The organism is Xanthomonas cassavae CFBP 4642 (assembly GCF_000454545.1).
Lineage (GTDB): Bacteria > Pseudomonadota > Gammaproteobacteria > Xanthomonadales > Xanthomonadaceae > Xanthomonas > Xanthomonas cassavae.
This window is the reverse complement of sequence record NZ_CM002139.1, coordinates 1,871,843-1,884,984: the sequence shown is the minus strand read 5'-3', so window position 1 is coordinate 1,884,984 and position 13,142 is coordinate 1,871,843. Positions and strand designations below refer to the sequence as shown.

General features: G+C 66.1%; 11 protein-coding genes, 2 pseudogenes and 1 riboswitch. Of the genes and pseudogenes, 7 read left to right on the top strand and 6 right to left on the bottom strand.

Annotated elements, in window-relative coordinates; all coding sequences use genetic code 11:
• Nucleotides 1-11 precede the first annotated feature (11 nt).
• Together XCSCFBP4642_RS0108435 and XCSCFBP4642_RS0108430 are read right to left on the bottom strand one after the other, a co-directional pair.
• A pseudogene (locus XCSCFBP4642_RS0108435) lies at nt 12-1,292 on the bottom strand (sensor histidine kinase); the annotation flags it as partial.
• A complete protein-coding gene (locus XCSCFBP4642_RS0108430; RefSeq protein ID WP_029219397.1) occupies nt 1,285-2,001 on the bottom strand; it encodes a response regulator transcription factor in 717 nt (238 codons plus the stop codon). The pseudogene XCSCFBP4642_RS0108435 and the gene XCSCFBP4642_RS0108430, both read right to left, overlap by 8 nt.
• Before the next feature lie 162 nt (nt 2,002-2,163).
• Between XCSCFBP4642_RS0108430 and XCSCFBP4642_RS26705 the strand changes: the two are divergent.
• The 4 genes and pseudogenes from XCSCFBP4642_RS26705 (at nt 2,164) to XCSCFBP4642_RS0108405 (ending at nt 7,648) form a co-directional block, all read left to right on the top strand.
• Nucleotides 2,164-2,872 (top strand): annotated as a pseudogene (locus tag XCSCFBP4642_RS26705) (ArnT family glycosyltransferase).
• Between the two features lie 99 nt (nt 2,873-2,971).
• Nucleotides 2,972-3,736 carry a phosphatase PAP2 family protein gene (locus XCSCFBP4642_RS0108415; RefSeq protein WP_029219395.1) on the top strand — a complete coding sequence of 255 codons (765 nt, stop codon included), beginning with the start codon at nt 2,972-2,974 and terminating at the stop codon, nt 3,734-3,736.
• The gene (locus XCSCFBP4642_RS0108410; RefSeq protein ID WP_029219394.1) at nt 3,733-5,403 is read left to right on the top strand and encodes a phosphoethanolamine transferase; all 1,671 of its coding nucleotides are present in this window, start codon (nt 3,733-3,735) and stop codon (nt 5,401-5,403) included. Before XCSCFBP4642_RS0108415 ends, XCSCFBP4642_RS0108410 begins: the two co-directional genes overlap by 4 nt.
• A gap of 223 nt (nt 5,404-5,626) precedes the next feature.
• The gene (locus XCSCFBP4642_RS0108405; RefSeq protein WP_029219393.1) at nt 5,627-7,648 is read left to right on the top strand and encodes a M2 family metallopeptidase; all 2,022 of its coding nucleotides are present in this window, start codon (nt 5,627-5,629) and stop codon (nt 7,646-7,648) included.
• 223 nt (nt 7,649-7,871) lie between these two features.
• Here XCSCFBP4642_RS0108405 and XCSCFBP4642_RS24375 read toward each other — a convergent pair whose 3' ends face one another.
• A complete protein-coding gene (locus tag XCSCFBP4642_RS24375; RefSeq protein ID WP_029219392.1) occupies nt 7,872-8,216 on the bottom strand; it encodes a hypothetical protein in 345 nt (114 codons plus the stop codon).
• A 3-nt stretch (nt 8,217-8,219) separates the two neighbouring features.
• Here XCSCFBP4642_RS24375 and XCSCFBP4642_RS29635 point away from each other — a divergent pair, with 3 nt between their 5' ends.
• Entirely contained in the window at nt 8,220-8,360 is a 141-nt protein-coding gene (locus tag XCSCFBP4642_RS29635; RefSeq protein WP_235048281.1) for a hypothetical protein, read from the top strand.
• Nucleotides 8,361-8,446: 86 nt separating this feature from the next.
• Nucleotides 8,447-9,409 carry an IS1595 family transposase gene (locus tag XCSCFBP4642_RS0108390; protein ID WP_006448937.1) on the top strand — a complete coding sequence of 321 codons (963 nt, stop codon included), beginning with the start codon at nt 8,447-8,449 and terminating at the stop codon, nt 9,407-9,409.
• Nucleotides 9,410-9,422: 13 nt separating this feature from the next.
• Here the strand turns inward: XCSCFBP4642_RS0108390 and XCSCFBP4642_RS30730 are convergent, their stop codons facing one another.
• Entirely contained in the window at nt 9,423-10,307 is an 885-nt protein-coding gene (locus XCSCFBP4642_RS30730) for a hypothetical protein (RefSeq protein ID WP_425480174.1), read from the bottom strand.
• Between the two features lie 152 nt (nt 10,308-10,459).
• On the opposite strand from XCSCFBP4642_RS30730, the gene XCSCFBP4642_RS30725 reads away from it, so the two are divergent.
• Nucleotides 10,460-10,939 (top strand): XVIPCD domain-containing protein, encoded by a 480-nt coding sequence (locus XCSCFBP4642_RS30725; RefSeq protein ID WP_425480173.1) that lies wholly within the window; start codon nt 10,460-10,462, stop codon nt 10,937-10,939.
• Nucleotides 10,940-11,067: 128 nt separating this feature from the next.
• On the opposite strand, the gene XCSCFBP4642_RS0108380 is transcribed toward XCSCFBP4642_RS30725, so the two are convergent.
• A complete protein-coding gene (locus XCSCFBP4642_RS0108380) occupies nt 11,068-11,472 on the bottom strand; it encodes a hypothetical protein (RefSeq protein ID WP_029219391.1) in 405 nt (134 codons plus the stop codon).
• A gap of 16 nt (nt 11,473-11,488) precedes the next feature.
• Nucleotides 11,489-12,742 carry a multidrug effflux MFS transporter gene (locus tag XCSCFBP4642_RS0108375; RefSeq protein ID WP_029219390.1) on the bottom strand — a complete coding sequence of 418 codons (1,254 nt, stop codon included), beginning with the start codon at nt 12,740-12,742 and terminating at the stop codon, nt 11,489-11,491.
• A gap of 264 nt (nt 12,743-13,006) precedes the next feature.
• A riboswitch (glycine riboswitch) is annotated at nt 13,007-13,121 on the top strand.
• Nucleotides 13,122-13,142 lie beyond the last annotated feature (21 nt).

Here is a 13,142-nt window from a genome sequence, read left to right as displayed (position 1 = left end):
CTCGATTCGCTCGTGGCTGTCGCACCGGACAGGTCCAGCGTTGCCACGGTGCCCTGCCCGGCATCGGATTCGAGTTGCAGGTGCCAGCCCAGATGCTCGCAGAGCCGGCCGATCAGTTCCAGGCCGATGCCGTTGCCCTGCCGTGCATTGCCGCGCGCCAGACGCGCGTAGATGGCGCTGATTTCCTCCGGCGTCATTCCATGCCCCGGGTCGGCGATGCGCACCACGCCCGGCGCGGACAGACCGACGCGGATGACGCCGCGGTCGCTGTTCTCGATTGCGTTACGCAGCAGGTTGCCGATGGCGGTCTGCACGATGGTCACCGGCGCGGTCAGGCTGCACGACGGGAGCGGGTCGATGACCACCTGCAGATCCTTGTCGGCACATAGATGCGCATGGTCTGCAACGATCTCCGGCAGCAGTTGATCCAGCCACACGGCATCGCTGCTGCGCACCAGCCGCCCCGGATCCTTTGCAAGCACCAGCAGCAAGGTGATCAGCTGCTCCACCGAAGCGCTGGTCTGCGCGATGCGCCTGAGCTGGTGGCGTACCGCCGGCGGGGTGCCCGGCTGTTCCAGCGCCAGCTCCACCGCATTGCCGATCACCGCAATCGGCGTACGCAGCTCGTGGCTGGTGCTATCGATGAAGGCGCGTTCGCGCTCGACGAACTGGCTGTTGCGTTCCAGGTAGTCGTTGAGCGCATCGGCGATGACGTAGAGCTCGGCACTGCCCTGCGCGCCCACGGTGATCTGCTGCGCGCCCGGCCCGGGACGCAATGCGCCGATGTCGCGGGCCAGCTCTGCCAGCGGATGCACCAGCCGCGCCATCGCGTAGGCACCCATCAGCAAGGTGATGCCGATCGACGCGATGCCGGCCGCCAGCATCCAGCGGGTGAGAAATTTTTCCAGCGCCTCAAAGTCGGTGATGTCCAGCACCAGCGCCAGGCGGCCTGCCTGCGGCGTGTCGCGCACCATCACCACGCTCTGGCGGCCGGCGATATCCAGCTCGTCGTGCAGGCCCGGGTGCAGCGTGCGCAGCACCGGCGGCACGCCGGCCGAGCCGTCGATGCGGTACAGCCGCAAGGTGTCCGAGTCCTGCCAGTGGTAGTCCGGATTGCGCGCACTGCGCTCCAGGATGCTGTCCAGTTCGGAATTCAGCAGCGAGCGCCACACGCCGTGTTCGGCGCGCTCATGCAGATACTGCGCAGTGCCGAACACCGCCAGCGTCATCAGCAAGGTATAGCCGAACAGCCACAGCATGGCCCGGCGGCCCAGCGGGCGCTGCTTAGCCATCGACGCACTCGTTGCCTGCCGCTTCGCCAGCGGCATCCAGCTCCGCCAGGCGATAGCCGAGCCGCGGCAGGGTGTGGATCAGCTTCTGCGCGAACGGACCATCCACGCTGCGGCGCAGCTCGTAGATATGCGAACGCAGCATGTCGCCATCGGGCGGGTCGTCGCCCCACAGCGCCTGTTCCAGGCGTTGCCGGGTGACCGCGGCCGGGCTGGCCTGCATCAGCACTTCCAGCAACTTGCGGCAGGCCGGATACAGATGCAGCACCCGGCCGGACCGGGAGGCTTCCAGGGTGGCCAGGTCCAGCCGCAGGTCGGCCACCTGCAGTAATTTGCCGCGGCGCCGACCATGCGCACGCGCGAGCAAGGCGTCGATGCGCACTTCCAGCTCGGGCAGCGCGAACGGCTTGGTCAGGTAATCGTCGGCCCCGGCGCGAAAGCCAGCGATCTTGTCGGGCAATTCGTCGCGCGCGGTGAGCATGATCACCGGCAGTTCGGAATGATGCTGCTCGCGCAGGCGGCGCAACACCTCCGGGCCGTCCATGCGCGGCATCATCCAGTCCAGCACCAGCACGTCGTACTGCTGGGTGGTGGCCAGGTGCAGGCCGGTGATGCCATCCGGCGCGGCGTCCAGGGTGTGCCCGCGGGCTTCGAAATAATCGAACAGATTGGCAACCATGTTACGGTTATCTTCGATGACCAGCAGCCGCATGCGCGCGATTCCAGAACGGTCCGACAGGGACGCTGTGCGCATCCTACCCGAGGCCAGCCGGACCCGACCGCCCCGGGGCCCTGCGCGCACCGGCAAGGTGTCCGACAAAATTTCCGACAAGGTTGCCAGCTATCGTTTCGCCCCTTTTCATCGGGCGCGCGCGTGTCGCCTGCCACCTCTGACGTCCTGCCCCGCCGCCCCGCGCTGCTGGTCGCATTACTGCCGATCCTTGTCAGCCTGCTGGCGGGCCTGGGGCTGCGCCAGCCCAATCCGCCGGACGAGCCGCGCTTCGTGCTGGCTGCGCGCACCATGGTCGAAAGCGGCCAGTGGTTGCTGCCGCACCGTGGCAGCGAGCTGTACGCGGAAAAGCCGCCGGTGTTCATGTGGCTGCAAGCGGCAACCTATGAGCTGGTGCCGCACTGGCCGGTGGCGTTCCTGCTGCCCTCGCTGCTGGCCGCTGTTGCACAGCCAGGACCCGCAACTGCACGCCTACGCGCCCGAGTTGCTCTTCAAGCAGACCGGCACCCGCTACGCGCACGCCTGGCATCACGTCAAACCGGCCTGGTACTACCTGCAGGTGATTGCCACCTTGCGGCTGCCGGACCGGCCGGCGACCGACTTCGGCTTCAAGGCGAGTTGGCAGGCGCAGTGGGCCAAGGCCGGCCCGCGGCTGGCGCAAGCATCGGAAAAGCGCTGGCTGTTCGTGCTCAAGCAGGCGGTGCCGGCCTGCATCGATCCGGCGCAGCGCATCGACATCGGCGAATCCAACCGCAATCAATGGCAGCTGATTCCGGGCACGGCGTGGCATGCCCGTTGCAGAGGCAATGCGTCCGACACCGAACAAACCGGCGGCCACAGCGACGCAGACTGAACGCCAAGTGTTGGGTTAACGCCTGAACGACTCCGGTCCGACCGCTCTCCGACATCCGGGTTTCGAAGATGCCGGGCATTGACACAGGCCTACGCTTCGATGATCACGCTTCCGGCTTTTTCGCCTGCCCTGGCACGCACCGCCACGGTTGCGCACACGCGCTTTCTTGCCCGCCATCTATGGATGCCGCTGGCAGGCGTGCTGGTGGCCAGTGCCTTGCTGATGGGCGCCGGTGGCGACCAGTGGGCCGCCGATGCGTTGTATCGGCTGGAAGGCGGGCATTGGCTGCTCAAGGACCATTGGGTCACCAGCGGCGTAGTGCATCGCGCCGGTAAATGGTTGAGTACCGCAGCCGGCGTCAGCGTGGTGATCCTGGCCGTGGCCGCGTGGTGCAAGCGGCGCCTGCGCGTGCTGCGCTGGCCACTCACGTATCTGGGCGCCTCGGTTGCACTGTCGACCTCGCTGGTCTCGCAGCTCAAGTCGTGGACCGCAATGGATTGCCCATGGGACCTGAGCCGCTATGGCGGTACGCGAGCGATGATTGGGCTGTTCCAATCACGCCACGGCCTGGCTGCCTCCGGTTGTTTTCCTGCAGGTCACGCGAGTGCCGGTTACGCGTGGGTGGCGCTGTATTTTTGTGCGCTGGCACTGCGTCCTGCATGGCGCTTGCCAGGCTTGTTCATCGGTCTGGCAGCAGGTCTCACCTTCGGTGTTGCACAACAGCTGCGCGGCGCGCATTTTCTGTCGCACGACCTGTGGTCGCTGGCGGTGTGCTGGTTCACCGCACTCACCTTGTACGGCGTGATGCTGGCTCGGCCACGCGGCGTGCTGGATTCGATGTTGCCATCGGGGGATGCAGCATGAGTACCTGGCTACCGGAACCGCGCGGGCGGATCAGCTCGCGTGCGCTGACGTGGAGCATTCGCCCCACGGTGCGAACCGAGATGCTGATCCTGCTGTCGAGCCTGTTCTTTGCGCTGGTGTGCAACCAGTTGTTCTGGCGCACGGCGATGGCCACGCATCCGGGCAGCATTGGTTTTGCGCTTTCGTTGATGGCGTTGCTGATCGCCGTGCATGCGTTGCTGCTGGGGGTGCTGGTCTGGCGCTGGAACGCCAAACCACTGCTGACAGTGTTGTTGTTCACCACCGCATTGGCCGCGCACTACATGGACAGCTACAACGTCTATCTGGATGCGGACATGCTGCGCAACGTGCTGCACACCGATCACAAGGAATCGCGCGAGCTGCTCACACCCGGCCTGATTTTTTCGCTGCTGTGCTATTTCCTGATTCCGACCGTGCTGCTGTGGCGCACCCGCCTGCGCGTGCGTGTGCACAGCATTGGCAAGTCGCTGCTGTGGCGGGGCGGCTTCCTGCTGGCGGTGGCCGTGGTGGGTGCAGGCGGTGCCATGCTGTCGTTCCAGGATATCTCCGCCCTGATGCGCAATCACCGCGAGGTGCGTTACCTGGCCACGCCGATCAATTACATCGTCGCGCTGCGCCAGAACCTGAAGTCCGACTCGCCGATCAAGCACGCACCCAAGCAGCCGGTCGAACACGATGCCATGGCCACCCCGCGCGCGGCAGGCAGCCGCCCGCGCCTGTTGCTGGTGGTGCTGGGCGAAACCGCGCGTGCGCAGAACTGGGGCATCAATGGCTATGCGCGGCAGACCACGCCGGAGTTGGCGCAGGCAGGCGTGATCAATTTCCCGGACATGCATTCCTGCGGCACCAGCACCGAGGTCTCGGTGCCCTGCATGTTCTCGCCGTTCGGTCGCCGCGACTACAACGAGGACAGGATCCGTGGTCACCAGTCGCTGCTGCATGTGCTCGAGCACGCCGGCATTTCGACCCTGTGGCGCGACAACCAGTCCGGGTGCAAGGGCGTCTGCGATGGCCTGCAATTGCAGAAACTCGATGACGCCACCACGCCGGGCCTGTGCGCCGATGGCCGCTGCATGGACGACATCCTGCTGAGCGACCTGGCAGCGCAAGTGCGCGCCAAGCCGGGCGATCGCGTGGTGGTGCTGCATCAACTCGGTAGCCACGGCCCCAGTTATTTCGAACGCTACCCGGCACAGTTCGAACGTTACAAGCCGGTCTGCAAGACCGCAGACCTGGGCAGCTGCAGCCGCCAGGACATCGTCAACGGCTACGACAATTCCATCAGCTATACCGATCATTTCCTCAACCAGGCCATCCACGCCCTGCGTGGCCTGTCAGACTACGACACCGCCATGATCTATCTCTCCGACCACGGTGAATCGCTGGGCGAAAAGGGGCTTTACCTGCACGGCGTGCCGTACGCCATCGCGCCCGAAGAGCAGACCCACGTGCCGATGGTGATGTGGTTCTCGCCGGAATTCGCGCGCGACCGCGGCCTGGACGAGACCTGCCTGCGCCACCGCGCCGGCCAGTACACCGACCAGGACGCGCTGTTCCCCTCGGTGCTGGGCCTGATGCAGGTCAGGACCAGCATCTACGCACGCGAGCGCGATGTGTTCGCGCAATGCACGACGAAGGCCGGCTGAAAGCGACGCCAGAATGCGGGAACGCGGCAAGCGCGTAGACAGTTACTTCCGTCTACCGGTCGCGTGAGCCCGTTGCCCTGCGTTGCGGAGTTCCCGCCCCGGAGCCGGGCGTCGCGCTGACGGTGCCCGGACCGGTCGCCGCTGTGCCGAGTGAAGCGCCCCCGCTTGCCCTGACGCCTGGCGCGCTCTAGCCTTTGCCCGGACTTCACCGCAAGGACCACCCGTGAATCCTCGTCTCCTGTTGCTGGCACTGGCTGTGGCCGCCGGCACCGTATCGCTGTCGGCCTGCCGCCGGGACGCCGCACCGCCAGGCACACCTGCTGCAACCAAACCCGTGCCTGCCGAAAGCGCCGATGCCTTCGTTGCGCGCATCAATGCCGAATACAAGGCTGCCTATCCAGAGGTCACCGCCGCGCAATGGCTGTCCTCGACCTACATCAATGGCGATTCGCAGCTGCTGGCGGCCAAGGCCAACGAGCGCTCGCTGGCGCAACTGGATCGCTGGATCGAACAATCCAAGCAGTATGCCGGCACGCCGATGTCCGCCGACAGTGCGCGCGCCCTGCAACTGCTCAAGCTGATGAGCGCCCTGCCCGCGCCGCGCGACGCGGCCAAGCTGGCCGAACTCACCCGCATCGCCGCCAAGATGGAAGGCGACTACGGCGCCGGCAGCTATTGCGTGGGCGATGGCGAGCAGCGCCGCTGCCGCCAACTCGGCGAGTTGGAACAGGTATTGGCCAGCAGCCGCGACTACAACGAGCAACTCGATGCCTGGCAGGGCTGGCATGGCACCGCGCAGCCGATGCGCAAGGACTACCAGCGCTTTGTCGAGCTGGCCAACGAAGGCGCGCGCGGCCTGGGCTTTGCCGATGTCGGGGTGATGTGGCGCAGTGGCTACGACATGCCGCCGGGGCAACTGGCGAGCGAAACGGATCGGCTGTGGGAGCAGGTCAAACCGCTGTACGCGCAGCTGCAGTGCTACGCGCGCGGCAAGCTGGACGCCCAATACGGCAAGGACAAGGGCGAGCTGCCCGGCGGGCTGTTGCCCGCGCACCTGATGGGCAATATGTGGCAGCAGGACTGGAGCAACCTGTGGGATCTGCTGCAGCCCTATCCCGGCGCCGGCGATCTGGACATCACCTCCGCCCTGGAAAGACAGTACCAGGGCAATCTGAGCGCAGTGCTGGCACGCAACACCGGTGGCGATGGCGGTACCGCCGCACGCTTCAACGCCGAGCGCGAGGCACAGCTGCGCACCGCGAGACAGATGACCGAGCGCGCGCAGGAGTTCTACACCTCGCTGGGCATGCCCAAGCTGCCGGATACCTATTGGCAACGCTCGCAGTTCATCAAGCCGCTGGACCGCGACGTGGTCTGTCACGCCAGCGCCTGGGACATGACCATGGGCGGCGAACCTGGACAGAACACCGGCGCGGACGTACGCACCAAGATGTGCATCAAGCCCACCGAAGAAGACTTCACCACCATCTATCACGAGCTCGGCCACCTCTATTACGACCTGGCCTACAACCCGTTGCCGCCGCTGTTCCAGAACGGCGCCAACGACGGCTTCCACGAAGCGATCGGCGACACCATCGTGCTGGCGATGACGCCGAAGTACCTGCAGTCGATCGGCATGGTGGGCGAGCAGCAAGCCGGCCGCGAAGCGCTGATCAACTCGCAGATGCGCATGGCCTTGAGCAAGGTGGCGTTCCTGCCATTCGGCCTGATGATCGACCGCTGGCGCTGGGGCGTGTTCGATGGCTCGATCACGTCGGAGCACTACAACCAGGCCTGGTGGGACCTGAAGGCCAAGTACCAGGGCGTGGCGCCGGTCAGCGCGCGCGGCGAGGAGTTCTTCGATCCCGGTGCCAAATACCATGTGCCGGGCAATACGCCCTATACGCGGTACTTCCTTGCGCACATTCTGCAGTTCCAGTTCTACAAGGGCCTGTGCCAGGCGGCCGGCCACCAGGGCCCGCTGTACGAGTGCAGCTTCTACGGCAACAAAGATGCCGGGCAGAAATTCTGGTCGATGTTGCAACGCGGCTCCAGCCAACCATGGCAGACCACGCTGAAGGAACTCACCGGCAGCGAGAAGCTCGACGCCGGCCCGATGCTGGAGTACTTCGCGCCGATGAGCGAATGGCTCAAGCAGCAGAACCAGGGGCAGATGTGCGGGTGGCAGTCGGCGTCCGCGCCTGCTTCCGCGAGCGAGGCGTCTGCGCCTGCAGCGCCGCACTGACGCGCCGCTCTCGCTGTGGCATACGGCAGCATCCCCCAGGCTGCCGCATAATATTCCGTTGATAATTGCCTAAAACGCCGGCGATACACTGCGCGCCCGCTGCACAGCCGCAGCATGCAGGAAGCATCTTGATGAGCAACGCCTCCACCGGCACGGACGCGCCCGATGCAGACCGCAACACGCAGTCCATCGATGATGCGAACGATCGTGCGTTCGACCCGACCTACAGCAGCTCCAACAGCGGATACGCCGCAACGGTGGGAAGCGGCACGGTCTCGGTCACCCCGGCAGAGCAGTCGGCCAGGTCTTCGCAGAGCAGCGAGCAGAGCAGCGGCAGCCCGACGCAGCCATTGGGCGAAACCAGCCTGCGTCGCGGCGGCGCGCGCGCGCAGGCATTGTCAGCGATACCGACGCAAAAACCACCACCTTCAGCCTCGAGGCCGACGCGCAGACCGGACAGCAACAAAGCCTGCAGTCCAAGCTCGGCGACAGCAAGCTGAGCATCGAGACCGGTGCCAGTGCCGGGCAGCGCATGCGCTACGTCCTGACGCTGCCCGGTGCCGATCAACCGTTGGAGGCCGCCAGACAGGTCAATCCACTGCAGCCTGAGAGTCTGCCGATCGGTGCACGCGCGGTAATGGACACTCAGACGTTCGTGCAGCGCGAATCCTCGGCGAGCCTGCGCTCGCTGACCGCGCAAAGTCAGACCTGATTAGCCCTGACCATCAGCCGCCTGTCGCAGGATCTGCGCCGCGCTGGGTGGATGCTGCTGTCACCTGAAGCCAACGAGGTGGCGTGATGAGTATCAATGCCGTGCAGTTCCAAGCGGGATTGTCGATGCCTGAGTTCTTCGCGTCCTACGGCACCGAAGCCAAGTGCTATCGCGCGCTTTACAAGTGGCGCTGGCCGCAAGGCTTTCGTTGCCCTGTTTGTGCCGGACGCGTGCGCTCGCGTTTCAAGCGGGGTGCTGCGATCTACTACCAATGCAGCGCGTGCCGGCATCAGACCAGCCTGATTGCAGGCACGATGTTCGAAGGCACCAAGCTGCCGCTGCGCACCTGGATGCTGGCGTTGCACCTGCTGACCTCGACCAAAACCAACATGGCCGCGCTGGAGTTGATGCGGCATCTGGGCGTCAACTACAAGACGGCCTGGCGGATGAAACACAAGATCATGCAGGTTATGGCCGAGCGCGAATCCATGCGGAAACTGGCGGGTTTCGTGCAGATCGACGATGCCTATCTCGGCGGCGAGCGTAACGGTGGCAAGGCCGGACGCGGATCGGAGAACAAACAAGCGTTCCTGATTGCGGTGCAGACCGATGCCACCTTCACCGCGCCGCGCTTTGTGGTGATCGAGCCGGTGCGCAGCTTCGACAACACCTCGCTGCAGGACTGGATTGCCCGTCGCTTGGCGCCCGAATGCGAGGTCTACACCGATGGGCTGGCCTGCTTCCGCCGGCTAGAAGACGCCGGCCACGCGCACACCACGCTGGACACTGGCGGTGGTCGTGCCGCGACCGAAACGGCCGGTGCACGTTGGCTCAACGTGGTGCTGGGCAATCTCAAACGCGCCATCAGTGGCGTGTATCACGCCATCGCGCAAGGCAAATACGCAAGGCGTTACCTGGGAGAAGCGGCCTATCGTTTTAATCGTCGATTCCGCTTGCGCGAGATGCTGCCACGACTTGCCACGGCCATGATGCAATCCACACCATGCCCAGAGCCGGTTTTACGTGCAGCGAGCAATTTTCATGGCTGAGAGTCGGGGCTAATCAGGAAGTCAGATCACCCAAGCCAGCGGCCGCAGCTACACGATTGAACGCGTCGACGAGCGCCACGTGCGCGTGGTGACCGGGCCAAACACGGCCATCGAGACGGTGAATGCACTTGGCGTCGAGGCGGGACCGGCGCAGGCCCTGCTCGGGCGCGCCGACTCCCTGGGCCAGTCGCAGGTCAACAGCGCGCAGTTCGATCTGGCCGATCCGCGTGCACGCGCAGCCATGGACGCGTTCGTCCGCGCCGGCACGATTGCCCCGGGCGTGCCCGGCGTCGACGAAATGCAGACGCTGGAGCGGATCAATTTCAGCTCGCAGCAGCGTCTGCAGCTGGAACTGGGCCCACTCAGCGCCAATGTGGCCGGCGACCGCAACCAGGGCAGCCAGGTGCGCATCAGCACGCCGCGCGAGGACGGCCGCAGCGTGGTGCAACAACTGCACTATGGCGACAACGTGCCGCTGACGATCGTGCGCCAGTACGATGGCAACGATGCCGAACGCACCGAGCAGCGCAGCTACCGGTTCGAGATCGAGCGCGATGTGGCCGCGCCGGGCTTGTTGCAGCGCCTGGGCGGGCGCAACGAGGCCAGCGAGGAAAAGGCGATCGCGCAGACGCTCAACAGCGCGTTGAGCGGCGAGATGACGGGCACCGGCGCGATCGCGCCAGGGCAGAAGACCACGCTGGAATTCAGCGAGGTGCAGATGCAGGCGTTGCTGGAGCAGACCCGCGCCAGCGCCGACGCCAGCAAGATCGGCGGCAGCGCGCTGACCTCGCTGGTCGGTGACCGCAATGCCCCGGCGCAGTCGCCCGAGCAGTTTGCGATCGCGATAGCCCGCAACGTAGGTGGATCGCCTTATGCGTTTGCCGAACGGCTGCAGCACATCGCCGACGGTGCGGACGGGAACTACGACGGCCAGCTGCAGCGTATCGATGCCACCGTACTGCCGCGACCGACAGATGCCCCCCGGCGCTCCCGGACCGGCGCGATGCAGCGCACCGGGATCATGCCCTGCTGCAGCAATGCACGGCGGCAGTGGAGCGCCTGCACGCGGCACCCGGCCCCGCGGCCGGGATGGATGGCGAACGCCTGGCCTTGGGCTCGGTGGTGGCCGCACGCGAACATGGCTTGCAGCGGGTCGATCACGTGCTGCTCGGCAACGATTCTGCGCGTGGTTTCGTGGTGCAGGGAGCGCTCGACTCGCCAGCGCATCTGCGGGCCAGCTTCGATGCCAAGGCTGTGCGGGAGGCGCCCGTGGCGGCCAGCCTGCAGCGCCTGCAGGCGCTGGATCCCGGCACGCAGCGATGCCATTGCGCGGGCGCGGGCGCAGGAGACACAGCAGGAAACGCAGCGACAGGGACAGGCGCGCTGAGAACGCGCGCCACGTGGTCGCAGCTGAATTTCCAGATGGGAGGAGTTCGACCGCAGGTGGGGCCAACCGCGGTGTTGGCCGCGTGCGCGGGATCGGGAACGATGGTCGGCGGGCTAGCCGGTGACGCTGCGCGGCACACCTAAAAGCAGCCCCTGTGCAGCGCATCTGAGGACCGCCGGCTGCACACCCTGGCAGCAGGCGCAGCAAGCCTGTGATCGGCCCTGACCGCCGCGCACCTCAATACGCCCGTGACGGCACGCAGAAGAGTGACTCAATTGAGCTTGGCGCCGCCCTGCAAGCGCTCACTCAATTTGGTCTTGAACTGCTCGAACTCCATGCCGTCGGCCTGGGCTTCGGCATGCGCGGCATCCTTCAACGCATCCGAATAGGTCAGCCGCACCGGGGTGCCCTGGCGCTCGTGCAGCTCGGCGGCGCGCATGATCAGCGCCAGCACCTGCGCGGCGCTGGTGCTCTCGCCGGCGATGCGGCCGTCCATGCCCAATACCCATTCGCCGTCGCGGCGGACGATGCCGGCCAGTAGCGTGCGTTGCTGGTCGCGGAGTTCGGCATGCGGTTCGATCGGGGAGACCGGCGCGAGATTGGCGGCGGCCTGGTTGCGCTGGCGCTCGGCGGCGCGTTTGCGGGCATCGCGGCGCAACTTGGAATCGGTGGACATGCAGGCTCCTGTCAGGTCAAAGGTGGTCGGCCGGTTCCAGCGGGACCGCCTCGGTCGCCTGGCGGTGACGCAGGCGGCGGCCGCTGCGGCGCTCCCAGCGCCAGAATAGCCAGCCCAGCAAAAAAAAACCGGTCATGCCGACCGCCAGATGCCGCGGGTGTTCACTCAGCAGCGGCGACAGCACCCCGGCCACCAGCGTGTTGGTCATCAGTTGGGTGAAGGCCTGCAGCGAGGAGGCCAGGCCGCGCTGGTGCGGGTACATGTCCAGCACCGCCAGCGCCAGGATCGGGAAAATCAACGCCATGCCCACGCCGGCCAGGAAGATCGGCAGCACCGCCCAGGGCAGGGCGATCTGCGCCACCTTGATGGTGTAGCCCAGGTTGGCCAGCGCGGCCACGCCGCAGCAGATGAACCCGATACGGATCTGCCGCACCGGTTCCATGCGTCCAGCCATGCGCCCGGACAGAAACGAGCCAAGTGTCATGCCGCCGATGGTGGGGATGAACAGCCAGGCAAAGTCGCCCTCGCCTAACCGCAGGTGCTGCATGATCAACACCGGCGCCGAGGCGATGTACAGGAAGATGCCGGCGAAATTGAATGCCCCGGCCGCCGCCAGCCGCTGGAACCGCGGATTGAAGCCGATCCGCACGTAGTCCTGCAGCAGGCGCCTGAACTGCAGCGGAGTACGCGCCTGGACCGGGTGGGTTTCCGGCAGCCAGACCAGGGTGGCCACCAACAGCACCAGCCCGAACGCCACCAGGAACCAGAAGATCAGCGGCCAGCCGGCGCCGCTGAGCAGGATCCAGCCGCCGATGATGGGCGCGATGGCCGGCGCAATGCCGAAGATCATCGACACCTGGCTCATCAGTCGCTGCGCATCCGGGCCATGGAACAAGTCGCGGATCACTGCGCGGCCGACGATCATGCCCACGCCCGCCGACAGACCCTGCAACGCGCGGAACGCCAGCAGCGTGGGCAGGTCCTGCGACAGCGCGCAGCCGATCGAGCCGGCGATGAACAGCACCAGCCCGCCCAGGATCACCCGCTTGCGGCCCCAGGCGTCGGACAGCGGGCCGTGCGCGATGCTCATCGCTCCGTAGGCCAGCAGATAGACGCTGATCGTTTGCTGGATCGCCACCTGGTCCACCGCCAGGCTGCGGCTGAGCCGCGAGAACGCCGGGAAGATGGTGTCGATGGAAAACGGGCCGAACATCGCCAGCCCGGCCAGCAGCAGCGCCATGCGTCGGGTGGAAGGCGTGGTGGGGGTCATGCAGGGATCCGAAACGTGGTGCATCGGGGGACGCACGCCGGCACCTGCCTGTCGCAATGCCGGGATGCGCACAAGGACGCCGATGATAGGCGCTTGCGTTGCCAAGGTTAAGCAAACGCGAGTGCGCCCGCCGCCAGCTCGCCCTGGCCCGCCACCCTGTCGCGCGCAGCCACGCTATAATCGGCCGGCAACACGGTGGGAGAAGCGGCACTGCCGCTGCCGAAGGCGCAACAGCCCGTAATCGCTCAGGCCCGATACCATCTTCAACACAACTCTGGAGAGACCGGCCGATGCCGGCGCCGAAGGGGCACGGAACGCAGGCAGGCCCAGCGCCAGGCCGCGTTCTTAAACTCTCAGGCAAAAGGACAGAGGGGCGCGAGGAAGACCGCCACTGCGGCAG